Below are 18,213 nucleotides of genomic sequence, written 5' to 3'. Positions count from 1 at the left end.
CTCGCCTCGCGGATGCCCAGGGCGCTCTGCGTCGTCATCATTGGCCGATGTAGCGAGCCTGCCAGGCATCCTGCAGGGCCTTCATCCAGCTGGGGTGCGGCTCGGGCAGCGTCTGTTGCAGGGCGCCCGCCGGCAGCATCGCCGGATTGCTCGACGCCAGGGAGAACAGCGACCTGTCATCTTCCTCCAGGCGGGCCACGTCGAGCACGGTGCGATCCCCCCAGACGTCGAGGTCCTGCTTGGTTGCCTGGGCCTCAGGCGACAGCAGGAAGTCGGCGACCACCATGGCGCCGGCCTTGTGGGGCGAGTTGAAGGGGATGGCCACGAAGTGCACGTTGCCCAGTGTACCGCTCTTCGGCACGTAGCTGCGCGTGCTCTCCGGCAGCTCGTAGTCGGCCACTGCCGCGGCCGGCTCCGAGGGCGTGAAGGTGAAGGCCAGCGACAGCGCGCCATCGCCCATCAGGCTGCGCATCTCGGGCCCGCTGGCGGGAAACTGGCGGCCGCTGCGCCAGAGGTGGGGGTGGAGAGCATCCAGATAGTCCCAGAGCGGGGCGGTGACGGATTCGAAGTCGCTCTGCTCGACCGGCGCGTAAAGCGCCTCACCTTGATCGCTCAGCTCGATCAACGCCTGCTTGAGGAAGGTGCTGCCGGTGAAGTCGGGAATGCGCGGGTAGGTGAAGCGGCCCGGGTTCTCCCGGGCCCAGGCCAGCAGCGCGTCGATGTCCTGGGGCGGCGTCTCGACCGCTTCATCGTCGTAATAGAAAGTGATCTGGGCCCGGCCCCAGGGGGATTCGTACCCCTCGGTAGGCAGGGTGAAGTCGGTGACGACCTCGGGGTTGTGCTCGGGATGGGTCAGGGCGAAGTTCGGCAATGACCGGGCGAAGGGCCCGAACAGCAGGTCGTTCTCCTTCATGGCGGCGAAGTTCTCGCCGTTGATCCAGATCAGGTCGACATTGCCGGCGTCATCGTTGCCGGCCTGCTTCTCCGCCAGCACCCGGGAGACCGCCTCGGCGGTATTGCCGATCTTGACGTGCTCAAGCTCGATGCCGAACTGCTCGTCGATCCGCCCGGCCACCCAGGCGATGTATTCGTTGGTGCGCTGCTCGCCGGCCCAGGCATACCAGTAGACCGTCTGTCCTCGGGCCTCGTCGAGCACAGCCTCCCAGTCGTCCGGGTCGGGGGCGGCCTGCAGGACCGAGGACCAAAGCAGCAGGGCCGGCAGGAGGGCGGCTAGCCGGAGGGAGAAAGCGCGCATCGCGGGGTTCCTTTTTCCGGGGGTTGATAAGGGAGCTTGATTGATAAGGGGGGCGGTCAAGAGTGGACATGATTCAACTGCGAGCATGAGGGGAGAGCAGGCGTTCCATCACGCGACTCTCTTGCCGGACATGCTCGATGTCGGACACGGGAAGGTATCGGTCGACGCGGTCGCGGACATGGGTGACCACCGCGTCGTCGCTCAACTCCGCCGACCAGTCCTCGCCACAGCCCCGGGTATCCCGCGAACGCCGATGGCTGGCTCGCCACTTCGCGCACCCGCTCGAGCCGTACATGGTGATGGGCCAGGCCTGTGTCTGCCATCGGATGCATGGCCTCTATATCCACATCATGACCGGTGCGGGACAAGGCCATGCCCCGGCAATGGCAGAGGGCCGAAGGGGCCTGTGGCAGACCGGGGCGGCAGGCAGTATCCGGCATGACGATCCTTGATGGGTGAATGGTAGGTCATCGATGGTCGCACGAGGGGGGCTTTCCTTACATCGCCGCCGGCAGGATACTCAGGGTGTCGTGCCAGGGCAGACCGGGGCGGTCATTTCCCCCTCGTTTGTAAGCCCGCGTTCCTTCCTTCGACACAACGGGAGCGTTGATGCGCTATCAGCGTCCCCGAGATCTTCCCAACAAGCACAACAGAGGGTGAAAGATCATGTCACAGCATGACGATAAACGCCGCCGACTCCTGAGTCGCCTGAATCGGCAACTGGCCTACACGGCTCCGCTGCTCGCGTTGGTGGCGGGGGGCAGCGTCCTTCACGCCTCGGCAAGCGACGACGCGGCCATGTCGGAATTCTCCTCGCCTTCCGATGCGTCCCTGCTGCTGGCCAGCCATCACGTCGAGGGAGAAGCCGAAGCCCAGGGTGAAGCCGAAGCCGAGGGAGAAGCCGAAGCCGAGGGAGAAGCCGAAGCCGAGGGAGAAGCCGAAGCCGAGGGAGAAGCTGAAGCCGAGGGAGAAGCTGAAGCCGAGGGAGAGGCCGAAGCAGCAGGCGGCTCCAGTGCTCTGGTCGCAAGGCCCGAGGACTACTCGCCGGCGTACAGCGAGACCGGCGACAATCCCGAGGAGATGCTGGCCCGCGGCGAGGCGCTCTACAATGACACCTCCTTGAGCACCAATGGACTGGCCTGCGCGAGCTGTCACGGCGGTGATGGTCAGGATACGGCCTTCAATCCGACCTTCCAGCAGCCCTTCCCCCACCCGGTGGGGATGGCCGCCAACCAGTTCGGCATGTCGGAGGTATACGCCGACGAGATGGTACAGATATGCATGGTTGCGCCGATGGCCGCCGAGCCTCTCGAGTGGGGCAGCGACGAGCTGACCTCGCTGGCGGCCTACATGGTGGAGGTGCAGAAGCGTGCTGCCGGAAAGCCTCATAAGCTCTGAGCCTGGCGTCAGGCAATGATCGGGCCCGCCATTCGGCGGGTCCGAGCTGTTCAGGGCATTGGCCGATAGCACACCACGCTCGCGTCAGGGCAGGCTGTTGCCGCCGCCGGGGCCACTGCCTACGCTGATATCGGTAATGACTGAACCACTGTCCCGCGATGATGTTCTCAGGGGCAGGTGTCTCACGGTGAGCAGGCGATGACGAATCGATATCACAGGAGCATGAACGGACGCATCCTGTTGCTGGCCAGCCTGCTGTGCCTGGCGCTGGGTGCCCTGCTGGCCTGGCAGGTCCAGGCCCAGCAGGGCGAGCGCATCGCCCTGGTGATGACGGTAGACGATGCCATCGGGCCGGCCATCGGCGACTACTTCCAGCGTGGCCTGGAGGTGGCCGAGGAACGCGAGGCCGAGCTGGTGGTGGTGGAAATGGACACCCCCGGCGGGCTCGACGCCTCGATGCGCGCCATGATTCGCAGCATGCTCGCTTCCAGCGTGCCCGTCGCCATCTACGTCTCGCCGGCGGGTGCCCGGGCCGCGAGTGCCGGCACCTACCTGCTCTATGCCAGCCATGTGGCGGCGATGGGGCCGGCTACCCACCTCGGCTCGGCGACCCCGGTGCAACTGGGTGGCGGTGGGGGGCTGCCGGGCCTGGGCGAGCCGGAGCAGGAGGGTGCCCCGGAGGATCCCGCCGACGGTAAGGCCGCAGGCAAGGCCGAACCGTCAGGGGAAGACGTCGCCGGGCGGGAGTCGCCGGCAAAGCGTCGGGGCGAGACGGCCATGGAGCGCAAGGTGCTGGAGGATGCCGTCGCCTATATCCGGTCGCTGGCCGAGCGCCACGGTCGCAACGCCGACTGGGCCGAACTGGCCGTGCGTGAGGCAGTCAACCTCACCGCCCGGGAGGCCCTGGAACAGAATGTCATCGATGTAGTGGCCACTGACATCGATGACCTGTTGGAGCAGGTCGATGGGCGCAAGGTGGTGATGTCCGACGGTTCCCTGACCCTCTCCACCTCGGACCTGGTCGTCGAACGTTTCGATCCGGACTGGCGGACCAAGCTGTTGTCGGTGATCACAAATCCCAATGTCGCCTACTTCCTGATGATCATCGGCTTCTACGGACTGATCTTCGAGTTGTCCAATCCCGGCGGCCTGGTGCCGGGCACCATCGGTATCATCTCGTTGCTGCTGGCGCTGTTCGCCTTCCAGGTGCTGCCGGTCAACTATGCTGGACTGGCGCTGATCCTGGTGGGGCTGGGGCTGATCGTGGGCGAGGCCTTGATGCCCAGTTTCGGCATTCTCGGGATAGGTGGCATCGTCGCCTTCGTGATCGGATCGGTGATACTGATGGATGCGGACACCCTGAACATCTCGCTGCCGATGATCGGCGGCATCGCCCTCCTCGCGGCCGGCCTGATGCTGTGGGTCATGACCCGCTTCATCGGATTGCGTCGTCGCACGCCGCGGACCGGCCAGGAGGAGCTCCTGGGCAGCGAGGCCACCGCACTCGAGGACTTTTCCGGCCAGGGACATGTGCGCTTGATGGGCGAGCGCTGGAATGCCCGAAGCACCCAGCCGCTGTCACGCGGGCAGTCGGTTCGCGTGACGGCGGTCGATGGCCTGACCCTGGAGGTCGAACCGCTGGCATCGTCACCCTGATGCAAGACTGGCGCGGTCGATGATTCGCATCGCCCGGCCCAACCGAGGAGTCGACATCATGTTGCTTTCCTATCTCGTACCGGTCGTCCTGCTGATTCTGTTGCTGGCAGCATCGATCCGCATCATGCCCGAATACAAGCGGGGGGTGGTGTTCTTCCTTGGCCGCTTCCAGGCGGTGAAGGGCCCGGGCCTGCTCATCATCATCCCGGGCATCCAGAAGATGCAGGTGGTCGATCTACGGGTGATCACCATGGATGTCCCGGAGCAGGACGTCATTTCCCAGGACAACGTCACCGTCAAGGTCAATGCGGTGCTCTACTTCCGGGTGGTGGATCCCGAGAAGGCGATCATCCAGGTGGAGAACTTCGTCAACGCCACCAGCCAGCTGGCACAGACCACCTTGCGTTCGGTGCTCGGCAAGCACGATCTGGATGAGATGCTCTCCGAGCGCGACAAGCTCAACGACGATATCCAGGAGATCATCGATAGCTCCGCCGAGAGCTGGGGGATCAAGGTGGCCAATGTGGAGATCAAGCATGTCGACCTCGACGAGAGCATGATCCGCGCCATCGCCCGCCAGGCCGAGGCTGAGCGCGAGCGTCGCGCCAAGGTTATCCATGCCGAGGGCGAACTGCAGGCTTCCAAGAAGCTGGTGGAGGCGGCCAATGTCATGTCCGAGAACTCCGCCGCGCTGCAGTTGCGCTACCTGCAGACCATGAGCGACATGAGCAACAATAACGCCTCGACCATCGTGGTGCCGCTGCCCATGGACATCATGGAGGCCTTCCGGCAGATGAAGGCATCGCCCGCGGCCAGGGCGCGCACCGGCGGCGCTTCACCGGATGATGGCTCTTGATGCCCTCTTGATGCCCGGTGGGAGGCCCCGCAAGAGGGGCCGGCGAGGGGCCTCTGGTCTGCGCCATCACCCTGCGGGATGATCGACCTGGGGCGCTCTGGCCGGCCCGGCGGCCCGGATGCACCCCCGCCCCATCTCTGCTAGTATTCCGCGGTCTTGTGGGTGCATGGATTAGACTTTCGTTGCTTCATGCCCCGCTCTCCTGACTTTCGGCGATGCTCACCGTTTCGAGCCAGGCATCGCTCGGCATCACGTCGATGCCCCCTGTGTCCCTGCGCACGTCCTCGCGATATTCATCCTCTCCATCGAGACGCCCACGGCGACAGCATCGTGCGGGGGCCGGGGAAGGCACGCGCATCAGACGACCCGAATGCCTCATGGCCCTCACATCTCTCCTGACTGGACCGCAGCATGTATGAAAAAATGAAACTGAGTTGGTTTTCCAACCTCAAGGGTGACACGCTCTCGGGCATCGTCGTCGCCCTGGCCCTGATCCCCGAGGCCATCGCCTTCTCCATCATTGCCGGGGTCGACCCCAAGGTGGGGCTCTACGCCTCCTTCGCCATCTGCGTGATCATCGCCTTCGCCGGCGGGCGCTCGGGCATGATATCGGCGGCCACCGGTGCCATGGCGTTGTTGATGGTCACCCTGGTCAAGGAACATGGCCTCCAGTACCTGCTGGCCGCCACCCTGCTTACGGGGGGCATCCAGATACTGGCGGGGTATCTCAAGCTCGCCGAACTGATGCGCTTCGTCTCGCGCTCGGTGGTCACCGGCTTCGTCAATGCCCTGGCGATCCTGATCTTCATGGCCCAGCTCCCCGAGCTGACAGGCGTGACCTGGCACGTGTACGCCATGACGGCGGCCGGCCTTGCGATCATCTACGGCTTCCCCCATGTGCCGGTGGTAGGCAGGCTGTTGCCGTCGCCGCTGGTCTGCATCCTGGTGTTGACCGCGGTCTACATGATCACCGGCATGGAGATCAGAAGCGTGGGAGACATGGGCGAACTGCCCGATACCCTCCCGGTGTTCCTGTGGCCGGAGGTGCCGCTCAACCTCGAGACCCTGATGATCATCCTGCCCTACTCGCTGATGCTGGCCGTGGTAGGGCTGCTGGAGTCGATGATGACCGCCACCATCGTCGACGACCTGACCGACACCAAGAGCGACAAGAATCGTGAGTGCAAGGGTCAGGGCATCGCCAATCTCGGCGCGGGCCTGCTGGGTGGCATGGCGGGCTGCGCGATGATTGGCCAGTCGGTCATCAACATCAAGTCCGGGGGGCGCCGGCGCCTGTCGACCCTCATCGCCGGCATGGTGCTGCTGGTGATGGTGGTCTTCTTGGCCGACTGGGTGTCGCAGATCCCCATGGCGGCGCTTGTCGCGGTAATGATCATGGTCTCCATCGGTACCTTCAGTTGGAGTTCCATCAAGGACCTCAAGAAGCACCCGATGAGCACCAACATCGTGATGGTGGCCACCGTGGCGGTGACCGTGGGCACCCACAACCTGGCCATCGGCGTCTTCGTCGGCGTGCTGCTGGCCGCCATGAACTTTGCCAACAAGGTGGGCAACATCCTCTACATCGGCAGCGAGGAGGCTGACGAGGGCACCGCGAGGGTCTACAAGGTGGTGGGCCAGGTGTTCTTCGCTTCCTCCGAGCGCTTCAGCAACGCCTTCGACTTCAAGGAGACGGTGGAGAAGGTCGTCATCGACCTGTCTCGCGCCCACTTCTGGGACATTACCGCTGTCCAGACCCTGGACCGGATGGTGATCAAGTTCCGTCGCGAAGGCACCGAGGTTGAGCTGATCGGCCTCAACGAGGCCACCGCCACCATCGTCGATCGCTACGCGGTGCATGACGACCCGGAAGCCGTCGAGAAGCTGATGGGCGGCCATTGACGCGCCGGGCGGATGGTGTAGAACGTGGATGAGACGACAATACACGCCAGTTTCAGGACAAGACGATGACAGAACAGGTGATGGCCGCCATCGACGGCTCGCAGTTTTCTGAAGGGGTCTGCGACTACGCGGCCTGGGCCAGCCTGGCGCTGGAAGCGCCGCTGACCTTCCTGCACGTGGTGGACAACCACCCGCAGACCGCCGAGACGGACCTATCCGGCAACATCGGGCTCGGGGCCCGAGAGCACCTGCTCGAGGAGCTTTCGCACCTGGACGAGCGGCGAGCCAAGGTAGCTCAGGAGCAGGGTCGGCTGATGCTCAAGGCGGCCAGGGAGCGGGCCGTCGGTCACGGCGTGGGCGATCCGGCCGGCCGCCAGCGCAACGGCACCCTGGTGGAGACCCTCGAGGAGTTGCAGGACGAGATCCGCCTGCTGGTGGTGGGCAAGCGCGGCGAGGGGGCACATCAAGCCAGCGACCACCTTGGCTCCAATCTGGAGCGGGTGGTGCGTACCCTGCACCGGCCGATCCTGATGGTACCGGACACCTACAAGAAGCCCGAGAAGGTGATGCTGGCCTTCGACGGCAGCAAGACCACCCGCAAGGGGGTCGAGCTCCTGGCCAGGAGCCCGCTTTTCAGTGGCATCCCCTGCCATGTGGTCATCGTCGGCGCCGAGACCGGCGACAACCGCTCCCAGCTGGACTGGGCGCTTTCGACCCTGCGCGATGCCGGGCATGAGGCCGAGGGGGCGATCCGCGCCGGCGAGGTGGAGGAGACCCTGCGCAGCTACCAGCAGGAACACGGCATCGATCTGCTGGTGATGGGGGCCTACGGCCACTCGCGTGTTCGCCATCTGCTCGTCGGCAGCACCACCACCACGATGCTGCGACGCGCCAGCCTGCCGGTGCTGCTGCTGCGCTGATCGTCATCGCCTGCTGAAAGGACGCCGGCCCACGGGCCGGCGTCGTCGCGTCAGGCCTCTAACTCTCGTCAGGCCCCTGGCCCTGGGCCTCGGGACTCGCCAGCACGCCCTGGGCCAGCGCCCAGCCGACGGCCAGAAACGCCAGCATGCCGACCAGCACCATAGAGAAGGAGGCGCCCAGGTCCAGTGCCATGCCCAGCACTGCCGGGGCGATGCCGGTAGAGAAGACCATGGCGGCGCTGAGGGTGGCACGCACCGTGCCCAGGTGCTCCGCTCCCCAAAGTCGCACCAGCAGGCTGGTGGCGATGGACTCCTGGGCCCCCATGGCGAGCCCCCCGCCCACCATCAGTGCCCAGACGCCGGCATGGCCGCCGACGGTGATGGCCATGACCAGTGCCAGGGCGAAGGGCAGCAGATAGAGCCTGGCCAGGCGCACCGGTCCCAGTCGGTCGACCCAGCGCCCGCCAAGCAGTGCGCCCGGCAGCTTGGCCAGTCCCATGCCGGTCAAGGCCAGGGCATAGACGCCCAGCGCACTGCCCAGGTCCTCGGTCATGCGCGCCTGGTAGATGAATATCCCGGTCATGGTCACCGGCAGGATCATCAGCAGCGGGAGCAGTTGCCAGAAGCGCGCCTCCCGAAAGGGGCGCGGCCCGTCACGGTGCTGGCCCTTGCTCGGTCGCTCGCCCGGCGCCTTCGGCCAGGAGCCGCGCAGCAGCAGCGGCACCCAGAAGACCGCCAGTGCCAGCACGAAGAGCCACCACAGCTGCCGCCAGCCCAGCCACACCAGCAGGGCCGCCATCAGCGGCGGCAACAGCGTTTCGCCCAGCATGGTGCCCATGCCGACCAGACCCAGTGCTCGGCCGCGAAGGCTGACGAACTCGCGACCGGCGAGGGTGTTGCCCAGGTGGGTCATCATGCCCTGGCCGCACAGGCGCACCAGGCCCAGCCCCAGCAGCCCCGTTATCCACCAGGGGGAGAGGGTGAGCAGCGCCACGCCGGTGAGCAGGGTGACGAGCACCGCCAGCGCGAAGCGCCGTGGCGCCAGCCAGTCGATGACCGGGCCGAAACGCAGCATGGCGAAGCCGGCCACCAGGGTGACAAGGGCATAGGCGGTGCCAAACTGGCCGGCGGTGAGTCCCAGCCTGGCGGAGATCGGCGCCTGGAAGAGGCCGATAAAGAAGCTCTGGCCCAGGCTCGAGGTGAACATCGCCAGGAAGGCAATGCCCAGCAGCCCGCGATGATCCCGCAGCAGGGTGCGGTAGCCCATGATGACCTCCGGATTGTCGTACATGAGTGCGGCCGCAAGACCGCAGTGGCAAGATGGAGCCCCTGTGGCCTGACGGCTGAAAGCGTCCTAGGATATCAGCCGAGCGCTGACCGTGGGGTGCGGAGCTGTCCCGACGTTCTCGGAAATGGAGGCGGTGATGAATCATCCTGACCTGGAGATGGAGGTCGTGGTGGAAAGGCTCCACGCGCTGCGCACCGAGCTGCTCGAGCAGAGCGAAGCCAGCCGCGGCTCCCGTGATACCGTGATGCTGGACCAGACCTCGGTGGGACGCCTGTCGCGCATGGACGCCCTGCAAGGCCAGGCCATGGCCAAGGCCGAGGAGGAGCGGCGCCAGCTCTCCCTGCGGCGTGTTACCAGCGCCCTCTCGCGCATCGACAAGGGCGGGTACGGTGAATGCATCGCATGTGGCGACTGGATCGACTCCCGGCGGCTGGAACGGGATCCCCTGGTGCTGAAATGCATCGATTGTGCCGAGTGACGCCACGCCGACGTGACCCGGGTAACAAACCCGACGGAGAGACCACGATGACCATCGAAAGACACGACACCAAGGCGCGCATGAGCCGTGCAGTGATCCACAACGGCATGGCATGGCTGTGTGGCCAGGTGGCCGGCCCCGAGGCCCGCCATGGTGATATCACCGAGCAGACCCGGAGCATGCTGGATCGGGTCGATGCACTGCTCGCCGAGATCGGCTCCGACCGCGAGCATCTGCTCTCGGCGACCCTCTACCTCAAGGACGGCCATGACGTTGCCGCCATGAACGCCGTCTGGGATGACTGGGTGCCCACCGGCCATGCACCGGCCCGCACCTGTGTCTGTGCATCGCTTCCCTCCGATGAGCTGAAGGTAGAGATCACGGTTACCGCCCTGGTGCCGGGCAACTGACGGGCCTGGGCATGACGTGGCCCGTGGTGAACGGTCGTGTCGCCTAGCGTTGGCAGGGGTCGTCGATGATGGCGGCTTCGCGTGGACGCAGCCGCCGGGAGAGGGCATCCACGGCGATGTTCAGCAACGCGGTGACCAGCAGCAGGAAGAAGGCCACATCGAACAGCAGGTACTCGAAGTTCGCGTCGATGTAGTAGCCCAGGGTAGCCACGCCCAGCATGCCGAGGATTGCCGTCTCGCGCAGGATCACCTCGGCGCGGTAGTAGAGCAGCGCCAGCATTCCCGGATAGATCCGCGGCAGCAGTTCGTAGGCGAGGCGGCCGGCGCCCGTGGCATCCGGCATCCCCGGTGTGACCGCATCGGCGTGACGCGCCACCAGGAAGGCGATCAGCGCACCGTTGTGCAGCGACAGCGCCAGCCAGGCAGGCAGCAGCGACGGGCCCAGCAGCAGCAGGAAGACAAAGGCCAGCATCAGCTCGGGTGTCGAGCGCAGGAAGAGCAGCAGGCTTCGGCCGGCGAACCGGGTCGCGGGATACCCGAATTGCCGGCAGGCGAGCGGCCACAGCGCCAGGGCCACCAGCAGCGACCCCACGCTGCCCAGCAGGCCGAGCAGCAGGGTGTTGCCGATAGCGGGGCCCAGATCGGGGATCTTCGCCAGCCAGTCGATGAGCCCTCGCCAGTCGCCCTCCAGCAGCGCCGGCGGCCAGATATCCTGGCTGACGAAGCGCCACAGCAGGCCGCCGTTCACTTCCGGCCAGGGTGCCAGCAGGAAGACACCGCCGACCGCCAGCAGCGGTATCAGCCGCCGGTGTCCCCACCACGGAAGGCTCGCGATCAGCAGGTAGAAGAGCCACAACAGTGCTCCGGCCTCGTGGTAGCGCCCCTCGCGAAAGGCGGTCTCGAGCTGGAAACCCAGCGTCGGCAGGCCGACGAAGCCCAGCAACACGCTGGCTCGCAGGGCGCACTCGAAGCGGTACCGGGTGTAGGCGGAGAGCCGGGTCCAGGCCAGCGGCAGCTCGGCGTAGACGAAGCGTGACAGCCGTCCGACGTCGGGCGACAGGGCGTCTCTCGGGGCGCCCGGGATCTGCTCGAGGATCTCTGCGTAGACCTTGGCGAAGATGCCCGCATAAGGAATGGCCAGGGCCATCAGCGCGGTGGTGGGGGAAAGGCCGAACACCTGCAGGAAGAGCAGCGCCCAGAACAGCTCATGGATCGCCCGCACGAAGGCGCAACCGGCACGCACCAGCCGTGACCGGGCAAACAGCAGCGCCAGGGGAAAGCCCAGCACCATCCCCCCCAGCGTCCCCCAGAGGGCCACCGCCACGGTCAGCCCGATGGCCTCCATGGGCGACTCCACCGTGCCCCATGCCGGCCAGGCCAGTCCCCGAGCCATGCGCGCCAGCTCCCCCCAGGGATCGCGGGTCAGCACCGACAGGTCGGCGAGTGGCAATAGCACCACCGCCAGTGCCACCAGAACCAGGCTGTGACGGGCCAGCCGCAGCCCTGTGCTCTGGCCGGTCAGCCAGCCGGGTCTGGGCGTAAGGCCTGCCGTCGTCACGACCGGCTCCCTGCCTCGGCTCGGGGTGATGTCGACGGTGTGGCCGACGCGGCGGTGTCACTACCGGCATCCGGATAGAGGGCATCCGGATAGAGGGCATCCAGATCCGAAAGGCTCAGTGACCGGGCCGGGGCGTCGATCACCAGTCGGCCGTCGCGCAGCCCCCAGACCCGGTCGAAGTGGGTAAGGGCCAGCTCGCGCTGGTGCAGGGCGATCACCGAGGTGGTGTGGCGCGCATCGATCAGGGCCAGCAGGCGCAGTGCCTGGTGGGGGTCGATGCTGGCCACCGGTTCATCGCCGAGGAACAGGGCGCGTTCCTGATAGAGCGCCCGGGCGATCGCCACCCGCTGGCGCTGGCCGCCGGAGAGCTGGCCGACGGTGCGGCGCATCAGTCCCTCCAGGCCCAGGGCGACGCAGAGCTCGGCGACCTGTCGCCAGGGTCCCGCCAGCGGACGCACCAGGTTCCAGAGGTTGGCCAGGGCCGAGTGCTCGGCCAGCCGCCCCATGTAGACGTTGTGGTAGACCGCAAGCTGAGGCACCAGGCCATGCTGCTGGGGGCACCAGGCGGCCGTATCTCCCAGTTGCTGGCGCAGGGCTCCCAGCAGGGTGGACTTGCCGGCCCCGCTTTGGCCGAGCAGGGCGACCCGCTCGCCGCGTCGCAGGTCGAGGCACACTCCCGGCAGTACCACCCGGTCGCCATGACCCAGGTCGACACCGGTCAGCGAGAGCAGGGTGTCGTGGGGCTCGCCCATCAGCGCAGCAGGCCGAGCTCTTCCGCTACGTTCTCGATGGGAGCGTAGAGGGCGTTGTCGGCGGGGATGAAGCTCTCGCGAGGGAAGCTCGCCAGCAGCTCGGGGTCGTCCATCTCGAGCAGCGCCGCGCGAAGCGACTCGGTGAAGCCCTCGCCGAACCCTTCGTCGACGTCACCGCGCACGGTCCAGTTGTAATCCGGGTAGGGCGGCGTGGCCCAGATCACGTCGACCTTGTCGGTATCCACCCGGCTGTCCTCTACCGCGGTCTCCCAGACGCTGAAGTTGACCGCCCCCAGATCCCAGGTGCCGGCCTCCACCAGGGCGATGGTGCGGGAGTGGTCCCCAGAGAAGCCGACCCGCGAGAAGAGCTCCTCTGGTGCCTCCTCGAAGCGCTGGCGCAGGAAGTGCTCGGGCATCAGGCGCCCGGACGTGGATGTACGCGAACCGAAGGTCAGGCTCATGCCCTGGATGGCCTCGGGAAGGGTCTCGGCCCGTTCGAGGCCGGTGGAGCGGTGGGCGATGAGGTAGCTCTTGAACTCGGCATCCTCGCTGCCCTGGGCCAGGGCCACGGAGCCCGGCACCAGGCGACGGGCCTGGACCCCGGAGAGGCCGCCGAACCAGGCCAGCTGGACCTGGTCGTTGCGGAAGGCGGTGACCGAGGCACCATAGGACTTCACCGGCACGTACTCCACCTCGACGTCGAGCCGCGTCTCCAGGTAGTCCGCCACCTTCGAGAAGCGCTCGACCAGGCGCGACTGGTTCTCGTCGGGAATGGCGGTGAAACGCAAGATGTCGGCGTCAACACCCTGTGCGAACAGGCAAAGGGCGAGGGTGAAAGCGGCGGGCCAGCGCATGTCGGTCTCCGGAGTGGGCGATGGCCCGCTATTGTTGTGTCTCGCCAGCGGCCTGGCAAGTCGGGCGGGGCATCAGGCCAGGGTTCATCAGTTCAGGCCATCGCCTCCGTCGGCGGGATAGCGGGTCACCTTCAGGCTGTCCTTGATCTTCTTCAGGTGGGGCAGGAAGTCCTCGCCGCGCCGCAGGGTCACTCCGGTCGCCAGGACATCGATCAGCGCGAGCTGGATCATCCGCGAGGTCATGGGCATGTAGTAGTCGGTATCCTCGGGGGTGGCGACCTCCAGGGTCTCGGTGCACTCGTTAGCCAGCGGGGAATCGGGAGCGGTGATGCCGAGTACCACGGCGCCGTTCTCGCGGGCCAGCTTGGCGATATCGACCAGATCTCGGGTGCGACCGGTCCAGGAGAGCACCACGACCACATCGCCGGTGTGGCAGGCGGCGGCCACCATGCGTTGCATCAGCACATCCATGTAGGCGGTGACCGGCAGGTTGAAGCGGAAGAACTTGTGTTGTGCATCCTGAGCCACGGCGCCCGAGGCGCCCAGGCCGAAGAAGTGCAGCTGCTTGGCCTGGGTCAGGTAGTCGACGACGCGCTCGATCCGCTCGGGGGCGACCTCGCGGCGAGCCTGATCCAGGGCGGCGATGGTGGCGCCGAAGATCTTGCCGGTGTACTCGGCCGCTGAGTCGTCAGGCTCCACCGCCTGGCTGACGTAGGGGGTGCCGCCGGCCAGGCTCTGGGCCAGCTTGATCTTGAAGTCCGGGTAGCCCTTGGCATCGAAGCTTCGGCAGAAGCGGTTGACCGTAGGCTCGCTGACCGAGGCGAGCTGGGCCAGGGTGGCGATGCTCATGCTGGTGGCCGAGGCAGGGTCGGCCAGGATGACGTCGGCCACCTTGCGTTCGGATCGGTTGAGCTCGACGAGCTGCCGGCGGATGCGGTCGAGTAGATCGTGTCTGACCATGGGCAATGAAGTCTCCGTGACGACGGGGCGCCATCGGCGGCGCGAGATGAAACACGGGTGATGTGGTGATTTAACTACATTATGGTGGCTATCCTGAGGAGAGCGCAAAGAGGTGGTGGCCGGGGTGCTTCGACAGGCGCTCTTTTTGTTGTAAACTTACATAATAAGTTTGCATGAATTACCCTCGGTACGCTATTTTTTAGGTAAGTTAACCAGATGGGGCGGACATGAAACAACGCAATCGACCCGGCGAGGCCCGGGCCACCGATGCCGGCAGCACGGAAATCGACCTGGCGCTGTTCGGTGCCCTTGGTGACCTGGCTCAGCGCAAGCTCTATCCGGCGCTCTATCATCTGGACCGCGAGGGCCTGCTGGACGATGGCACCCGGCTGCTGGGCCTGGCGCGCCAGGAGCTCGACCCGGAGGGCTTTCGTAGCAAGGTCGAGGCGTCGCTGAAGGCCCATGTCAAGGCCGCAGAGCTCGAACGGGACGTGCTGAAGCGTTTCCTCGCCCGCCTGGACTTCCTGCAGCTCGACTTTCTCGAGCCCGAGGGCTATAGCGCCGTGCGGGAGTGGCGGAAGGAGGGCCTGGCCCGCCCCATGGTCGTCTACCTCTCGGTGGGGGCGAAGATCTACGGCGACATCTGCCGCCACCTCGAGGCCAGCGGAAGCCTCGATGACCAGAGTCGCGTGGTGGTCGAGAAGCCCATCGGCCATGACCTCGACTCCTCCGCCGAGGTCAACGATGCCATCGGCGCGGTCTTCCCCGAGTCCCGGGTCTACCGCATCGATCACTACCTCGGCAAGGAGACGGTGCAGAACCTGATCGCGCTGCGCTTTGCCAACCCGCTGTTCGGCACCCAATGGAACCAGAACCATATCTCCCACGTGGAGATCACCGTGGCCGAGAAGGTGGGCATCGAGGGGCGCTGGGGTTACTTCGACGAGGCCGGCCAGCTGCGGGACATGGTGCAGAACCACCTGCTGCAGCTGGTCTGCCTGATCGCCATGGATCCGCCTGCCAACCTGGATGCCGATGCCATCCGTGACGAGAAGGTCAAGGTGCTCAAGGCGCTCAAGCCCTTCACCGACGACATGCTGGGGCGCGACGTGGTGCGCGGCCAGTACATGGCTGGCACCAACGACGGCCAGGCCGTACCGGGCTACCTCGAGGAGGAGGGTGCCAACACCGACAGCCATACCGAGACCTTCGTTGCCATGAAGACCGGTGTGGCCAACTGGCGCTGGGCCGGGGTGCCCTTCTACCTGCGCACCGGCAAGCGCATGCCGGAGAAGCTCTCCCAGATCATCATCCATTTCCGTCAGCAGCCCCACTACATCTTCGATCCCGACCAGCGCGGGCTCGCCGCCAACAAGCTGGTGATCCGGCTGCAGCCTGAGGAGGGTATTGCGCTGGAGGTGCTGACCAAGGACAGCGGCCTGGACAAGGGCATGCGCCTGCGCCGTGGCCCGCTGCACCTGGACTTCAGCAGCGCCTTCCCCAAGACCCGGATTCCGGATGCCTACGAGCGACTGCTGCTGGAGGTGATGAAGGGGCAGCAGTATCTCTTCGTGCGCCGTGACGAAGTCGAGCATGCCTGGAAGTGGTGCGACAGCCTGGTGGCCGCCTGGAGTGACCGTGAAGAGCGCCCTCGGCGCTATCCGGCCGGTTCCTGGGGGCCGGTTGCGTCCATTGCCATGATCACCCAGGACGGGCGCAGCTGGTATGAGGACTATTGAGATGACCGACACGAACCCGACGCCCCGTGAACAACTCGCCCGGCAACTGGCCGAGGCCGTGGCCGAGGCCTTGAGGGCGGACCTGGCCAGCCGTGAGCGCGCCCTGCTGGTAGTCTCCGGCGGCTCGACCCCGGTGGCGTTCTTCCAGGCCCTGGCCGCCATGGACCTGCCCTGGGCGCGCATCGAGGTGACGCTGGCCGACGAGCGCTGGGTGACCGAGGACGCGGACGACAGCAATGCCCGCCTGGTCCGCGAGCACCTGCTGCAGGGGCCGGCCGCCACGGCCACCTTTGTTCCCCTGACCAGTGCCACCGAGACGCCCGAGCAGGGCGTCGAGGAGGTGGCGGCACGCCTCGCGGGCCTGGCCTGGCCGGCCACTGCCGTGGTGCTGGGCATGGGCGGCGATGGCCACACGGCCTCGCTGTTTCCCGACAGCCGGGAGCTGAGCCTGGCGCTGACCACGGAAGAACCATTGGTGGCGGTGCGCACCCCGAGCCAGCCCCAGGCGCGCATCACCCTGAGTGCCGAGTGGCTGCATCGGGCCCGGCGCCACTTCCTGCACATCACCGGGGGCGACAAGCGCGACGTGCTGGCCAGGGCCCTCTCCGGGGATGACGTCCGCGAATTGCCGATCCGCGCCTTCCTGGCCTGCCCGGCAGCCATCTACTGGGCCCCCTGAGCCCGCGCCCAACTTTCTGGAGCTATCACATGACGATCGATAAGCAGCTGCCGTCCACCCGCACCACCGAGCTCGACAGCATCTGCCTCAAGGCCGAGGTGATCCCGGTGCTGGCGATCCAGCGCATCGAGGATGCCGTGCCCCTGGCCACGGCCCTGGTCGAGGGCGGCCTCTCGGTACTCGAGATCACCCTGCGTACCGACTGCGCGCTGGAGGCGATCGAGCGCATCAAGGCGGCGCTCCCCCAGGCCAGCATTGGCGTGGGCACCGTGCTGACCCCGGCCCAGTATCGCCAGGCCGAGCAGGTCGGCGCCGACTTCGTGGTCACCCCTGGCACCACCGAGGCGCTCTATCTCTACGGGGTCGGCAGCCCGGTGCCCATGCTGCCGGGCATCGCCACCGTCTCCGAGCTGATGGTCGGCTGGCAGTACGGCTACCGGCGCTTCAAGTTCTTCCCGGCCGAGGCCAGCGGCGGCGTCAAGGCGCTAAAGTCCTTCGCCGGCCCGATCCCCGAGGCACGCTTCTGCCCCACCGGCGGGATCGGCATCAACAACGCCGAGGACTACCTGGCCCTCAAGAACGTGATGTGTGTGGGCGGCTCCTGGCTGACACCTCAGTCGCTGGTCGAGGCCGAGGACTGGGATGCCATCCGCTCCCTGGCCCATGATGCGGCAAAGCGCTTCCACCACTGAGCCTGTCCTGTCCACACCCGATTGCTCCCGTGCTCTCTCGACAGCGAGTTGCTGTCCTTTCTCCCCGGCCACTGGCCGGGTTTTTTTGTTTGGCGGATTTGTGGCTGGCCCGTGGTTCGGGAGCAGAAGGAGGCGCGTGATCAGCGCCACAGGCGCGCCAGGTCTTCGCGGTCGGGAACCGATGCTTTGACCCGGTGCCGCGGGATATCGGTGAAGTCAGAAGGTCGGTGGCGTATTGACCCAGATAATACGGGCAGTAGTTCGCCCGGGGTTGCGGTAACGGTGCTTGCGATTGGACGCAAACCAGAAGGAATCCCCGGCTTGCAGAAAGAGGGTTTCATCATCGACCTGGAGCTCCATGCAGCCCTCGATCACCAGGCCTAGCTCCTCGCCTTCATGACTGATGGCGCCGTCGCTTTCGGCACCGGATTCGACGATGTGAATGTTTGCCTCGAGAAGGGCATTCTCCTCGGTAGGGGCCAGGCGTTCCAATGCGATCTGTCCGGAGTGGCTGGCGCTCTTGAGGCGAATCATCGGCCGATCCCCGGCACGTCTTACAATGCCGGTGGTCTTCGGGGTCTCGAACAGTGAGGCGATGCTGACATCCAGGGCATGCGCAATGCTGTGCAGGACCCGCAGTGAAGGCACGGTCTGGCCCGACTCGATCTTGGATACCATGCTTTCCGAACAGGCGGCCTGCTTGGCGACCTCACGCATGCGCAGGCCACGGCTCATGCGCATGTGTTTGATGCGTATGCCGAGCTCGCTATCGGCTTCACCGCCAGGTGTTGCTTTTGGATCTTTCCCCATCGATTG

18 protein-coding genes are annotated in these 18,213 nt (G+C 66.1%); 10 read left to right on the top strand and 8 right to left on the bottom strand.

The genetic code is table 11. The features are described 5' to 3' along the window. Positions 1-37 precede the first annotated feature (37 nt). The gene (locus tag ABE960_RS01300) at positions 38-1,255 is read right to left on the bottom strand and encodes an ABC transporter substrate-binding protein (RefSeq protein WP_349760411.1); all 1,218 of its coding nucleotides are present in this window, start codon (positions 1,253-1,255) and stop codon (positions 38-40) included. Positions 1,256-1,328: 73 nt separating this feature from the next. Then, on the bottom strand, positions 1,329-1,460 hold the full coding sequence (locus tag ABE960_RS01295; RefSeq protein ID WP_349760410.1) for a hypothetical protein: 132 nt from the start codon (positions 1,458-1,460) through the stop codon (positions 1,329-1,331). Positions 1,461-1,921: 461 nt separating this feature from the next. On the opposite strand from ABE960_RS01295, the gene ABE960_RS01290 reads away from it, so the two are divergent. From ABE960_RS01290 to ABE960_RS01270, 5 genes are all read left to right on the top strand, one after another. Beyond that, a complete protein-coding gene (locus tag ABE960_RS01290; RefSeq protein WP_349760409.1) occupies positions 1,922-2,653 on the top strand; it encodes a c-type cytochrome in 732 nt (243 codons plus the stop codon). 222 nt (positions 2,654-2,875) lie between these two features. Continuing rightward, on the top strand, positions 2,876-4,309 hold the full coding sequence (locus ABE960_RS01285; RefSeq protein WP_349760408.1) for an NfeD family protein: 1,434 nt from the start codon (positions 2,876-2,878) through the stop codon (positions 4,307-4,309). A 58-nt stretch (positions 4,310-4,367) separates the two neighbouring features. Next, positions 4,368-5,165, top strand: a complete 798-nt coding sequence (locus ABE960_RS01280) for a slipin family protein (RefSeq protein WP_349760407.1) — start codon at positions 4,368-4,370, stop codon at positions 5,163-5,165. A gap of 411 nt (positions 5,166-5,576) precedes the next feature. Beyond that, positions 5,577-7,067: a SulP family inorganic anion transporter gene (locus tag ABE960_RS01275; RefSeq protein ID WP_349760406.1), complete on the top strand. Its 1,491-nt coding sequence runs from the start codon at positions 5,577-5,579 to the stop codon at positions 7,065-7,067. 65 nt (positions 7,068-7,132) lie between these two features. Then, complete coding sequence (locus ABE960_RS01270) at positions 7,133-7,987, top strand: universal stress protein (RefSeq protein ID WP_349760405.1); 855 nt, start codon at positions 7,133-7,135, stop codon at positions 7,985-7,987. 58 nt (positions 7,988-8,045) lie between these two features. Here the strand turns inward: ABE960_RS01270 and ABE960_RS01265 are convergent, their stop codons facing one another. Next, positions 8,046-9,278, bottom strand: a complete 1,233-nt coding sequence (locus tag ABE960_RS01265) for an MFS transporter (protein WP_349760404.1) — start codon at positions 9,276-9,278, stop codon at positions 8,046-8,048. Positions 9,279-9,411: 133 nt separating this feature from the next. Here ABE960_RS01265 and ABE960_RS01260 point away from each other — a divergent pair, with 133 nt between their 5' ends. Beyond that, positions 9,412-9,753 carry a TraR/DksA family transcriptional regulator gene (locus ABE960_RS01260; protein ID WP_349760403.1) on the top strand — a complete coding sequence of 114 codons (342 nt, stop codon included), beginning with the start codon at positions 9,412-9,414 and terminating at the stop codon, positions 9,751-9,753. A gap of 47 nt (positions 9,754-9,800) precedes the next feature. After that, positions 9,801-10,163, top strand: coding sequence for a RidA family protein (locus ABE960_RS01255; protein WP_349760402.1), 363 nt, complete (start codon positions 9,801-9,803; stop codon positions 10,161-10,163). A gap of 43 nt (positions 10,164-10,206) precedes the next feature. Here the strand turns inward: ABE960_RS01255 and ABE960_RS01250 are convergent, their stop codons facing one another. The 4 genes from ABE960_RS01250 to ABE960_RS01235 form a co-directional block, all read right to left on the bottom strand. Continuing rightward, positions 10,207-11,721 (bottom strand): PhnE/PtxC family ABC transporter permease, encoded by a 1,515-nt coding sequence (locus tag ABE960_RS01250; protein ID WP_349760401.1) that lies wholly within the window; start codon positions 11,719-11,721, stop codon positions 10,207-10,209. Beyond that, positions 11,718-12,473 carry an ATP-binding cassette domain-containing protein gene (locus ABE960_RS01245; RefSeq protein ID WP_349760400.1) on the bottom strand — a complete coding sequence of 252 codons (756 nt, stop codon included), beginning with the start codon at positions 12,471-12,473 and terminating at the stop codon, positions 11,718-11,720. The genes ABE960_RS01250 and ABE960_RS01245 overlap by 4 nt, the downstream gene beginning before the upstream one ends. Beyond that, on the bottom strand, positions 12,473-13,327 hold the full coding sequence (locus ABE960_RS01240) for a putative selenate ABC transporter substrate-binding protein (protein WP_349760399.1): 855 nt from the start codon (positions 13,325-13,327) through the stop codon (positions 12,473-12,475). The genes ABE960_RS01245 and ABE960_RS01240 overlap by 1 nt, the downstream gene beginning before the upstream one ends. 87 nt (positions 13,328-13,414) lie before the next feature. Then, entirely contained in the window at positions 13,415-14,287 is an 873-nt protein-coding gene (locus ABE960_RS01235) for a MurR/RpiR family transcriptional regulator (RefSeq protein ID WP_349760398.1), read from the bottom strand. A gap of 227 nt (positions 14,288-14,514) precedes the next feature. On the opposite strand from ABE960_RS01235, the gene zwf reads away from it, so the two are divergent. The 3 genes from zwf to ABE960_RS01220 are packed head-to-tail and all read left to right on the top strand — an operon-like array spanning position 14,515 to position 17,397. Continuing rightward, positions 14,515-16,026 carry a glucose-6-phosphate dehydrogenase gene (gene zwf, locus ABE960_RS01230; protein WP_349760397.1) on the top strand — a complete coding sequence of 504 codons (1,512 nt, stop codon included), beginning with the start codon at positions 14,515-14,517 and terminating at the stop codon, positions 16,024-16,026. Position 16,027: 1 nt separating this feature from the next. After that, on the top strand, positions 16,028-16,705 hold the full coding sequence (gene pgl, locus ABE960_RS01225; protein ID WP_349760396.1) for a 6-phosphogluconolactonase: 678 nt from the start codon (positions 16,028-16,030) through the stop codon (positions 16,703-16,705). Positions 16,706-16,734: 29 nt separating this feature from the next. Then, entirely contained in the window at positions 16,735-17,397 is a 663-nt protein-coding gene (locus tag ABE960_RS01220) for a bifunctional 4-hydroxy-2-oxoglutarate aldolase/2-dehydro-3-deoxy-phosphogluconate aldolase (protein ID WP_349760395.1), read from the top strand. A gap of 216 nt (positions 17,398-17,613) precedes the next feature. On the opposite strand, the gene ABE960_RS01215 is transcribed toward ABE960_RS01220, so the two are convergent. After that, positions 17,614-18,207 carry a cupin domain-containing protein gene (locus ABE960_RS01215; protein WP_349760394.1) on the bottom strand — a complete coding sequence of 198 codons (594 nt, stop codon included), beginning with the start codon at positions 18,205-18,207 and terminating at the stop codon, positions 17,614-17,616. Positions 18,208-18,213: the final 6 nt, after the last annotated feature.

Source organism: Halomonas aquatica (genome assembly GCF_040196335.1).
GTDB lineage: Bacteria > Pseudomonadota > Gammaproteobacteria > Pseudomonadales > Halomonadaceae > Halomonas > Halomonas aquatica.
This window is presented reverse-complemented; position numbering and strand designations above follow the sequence as displayed.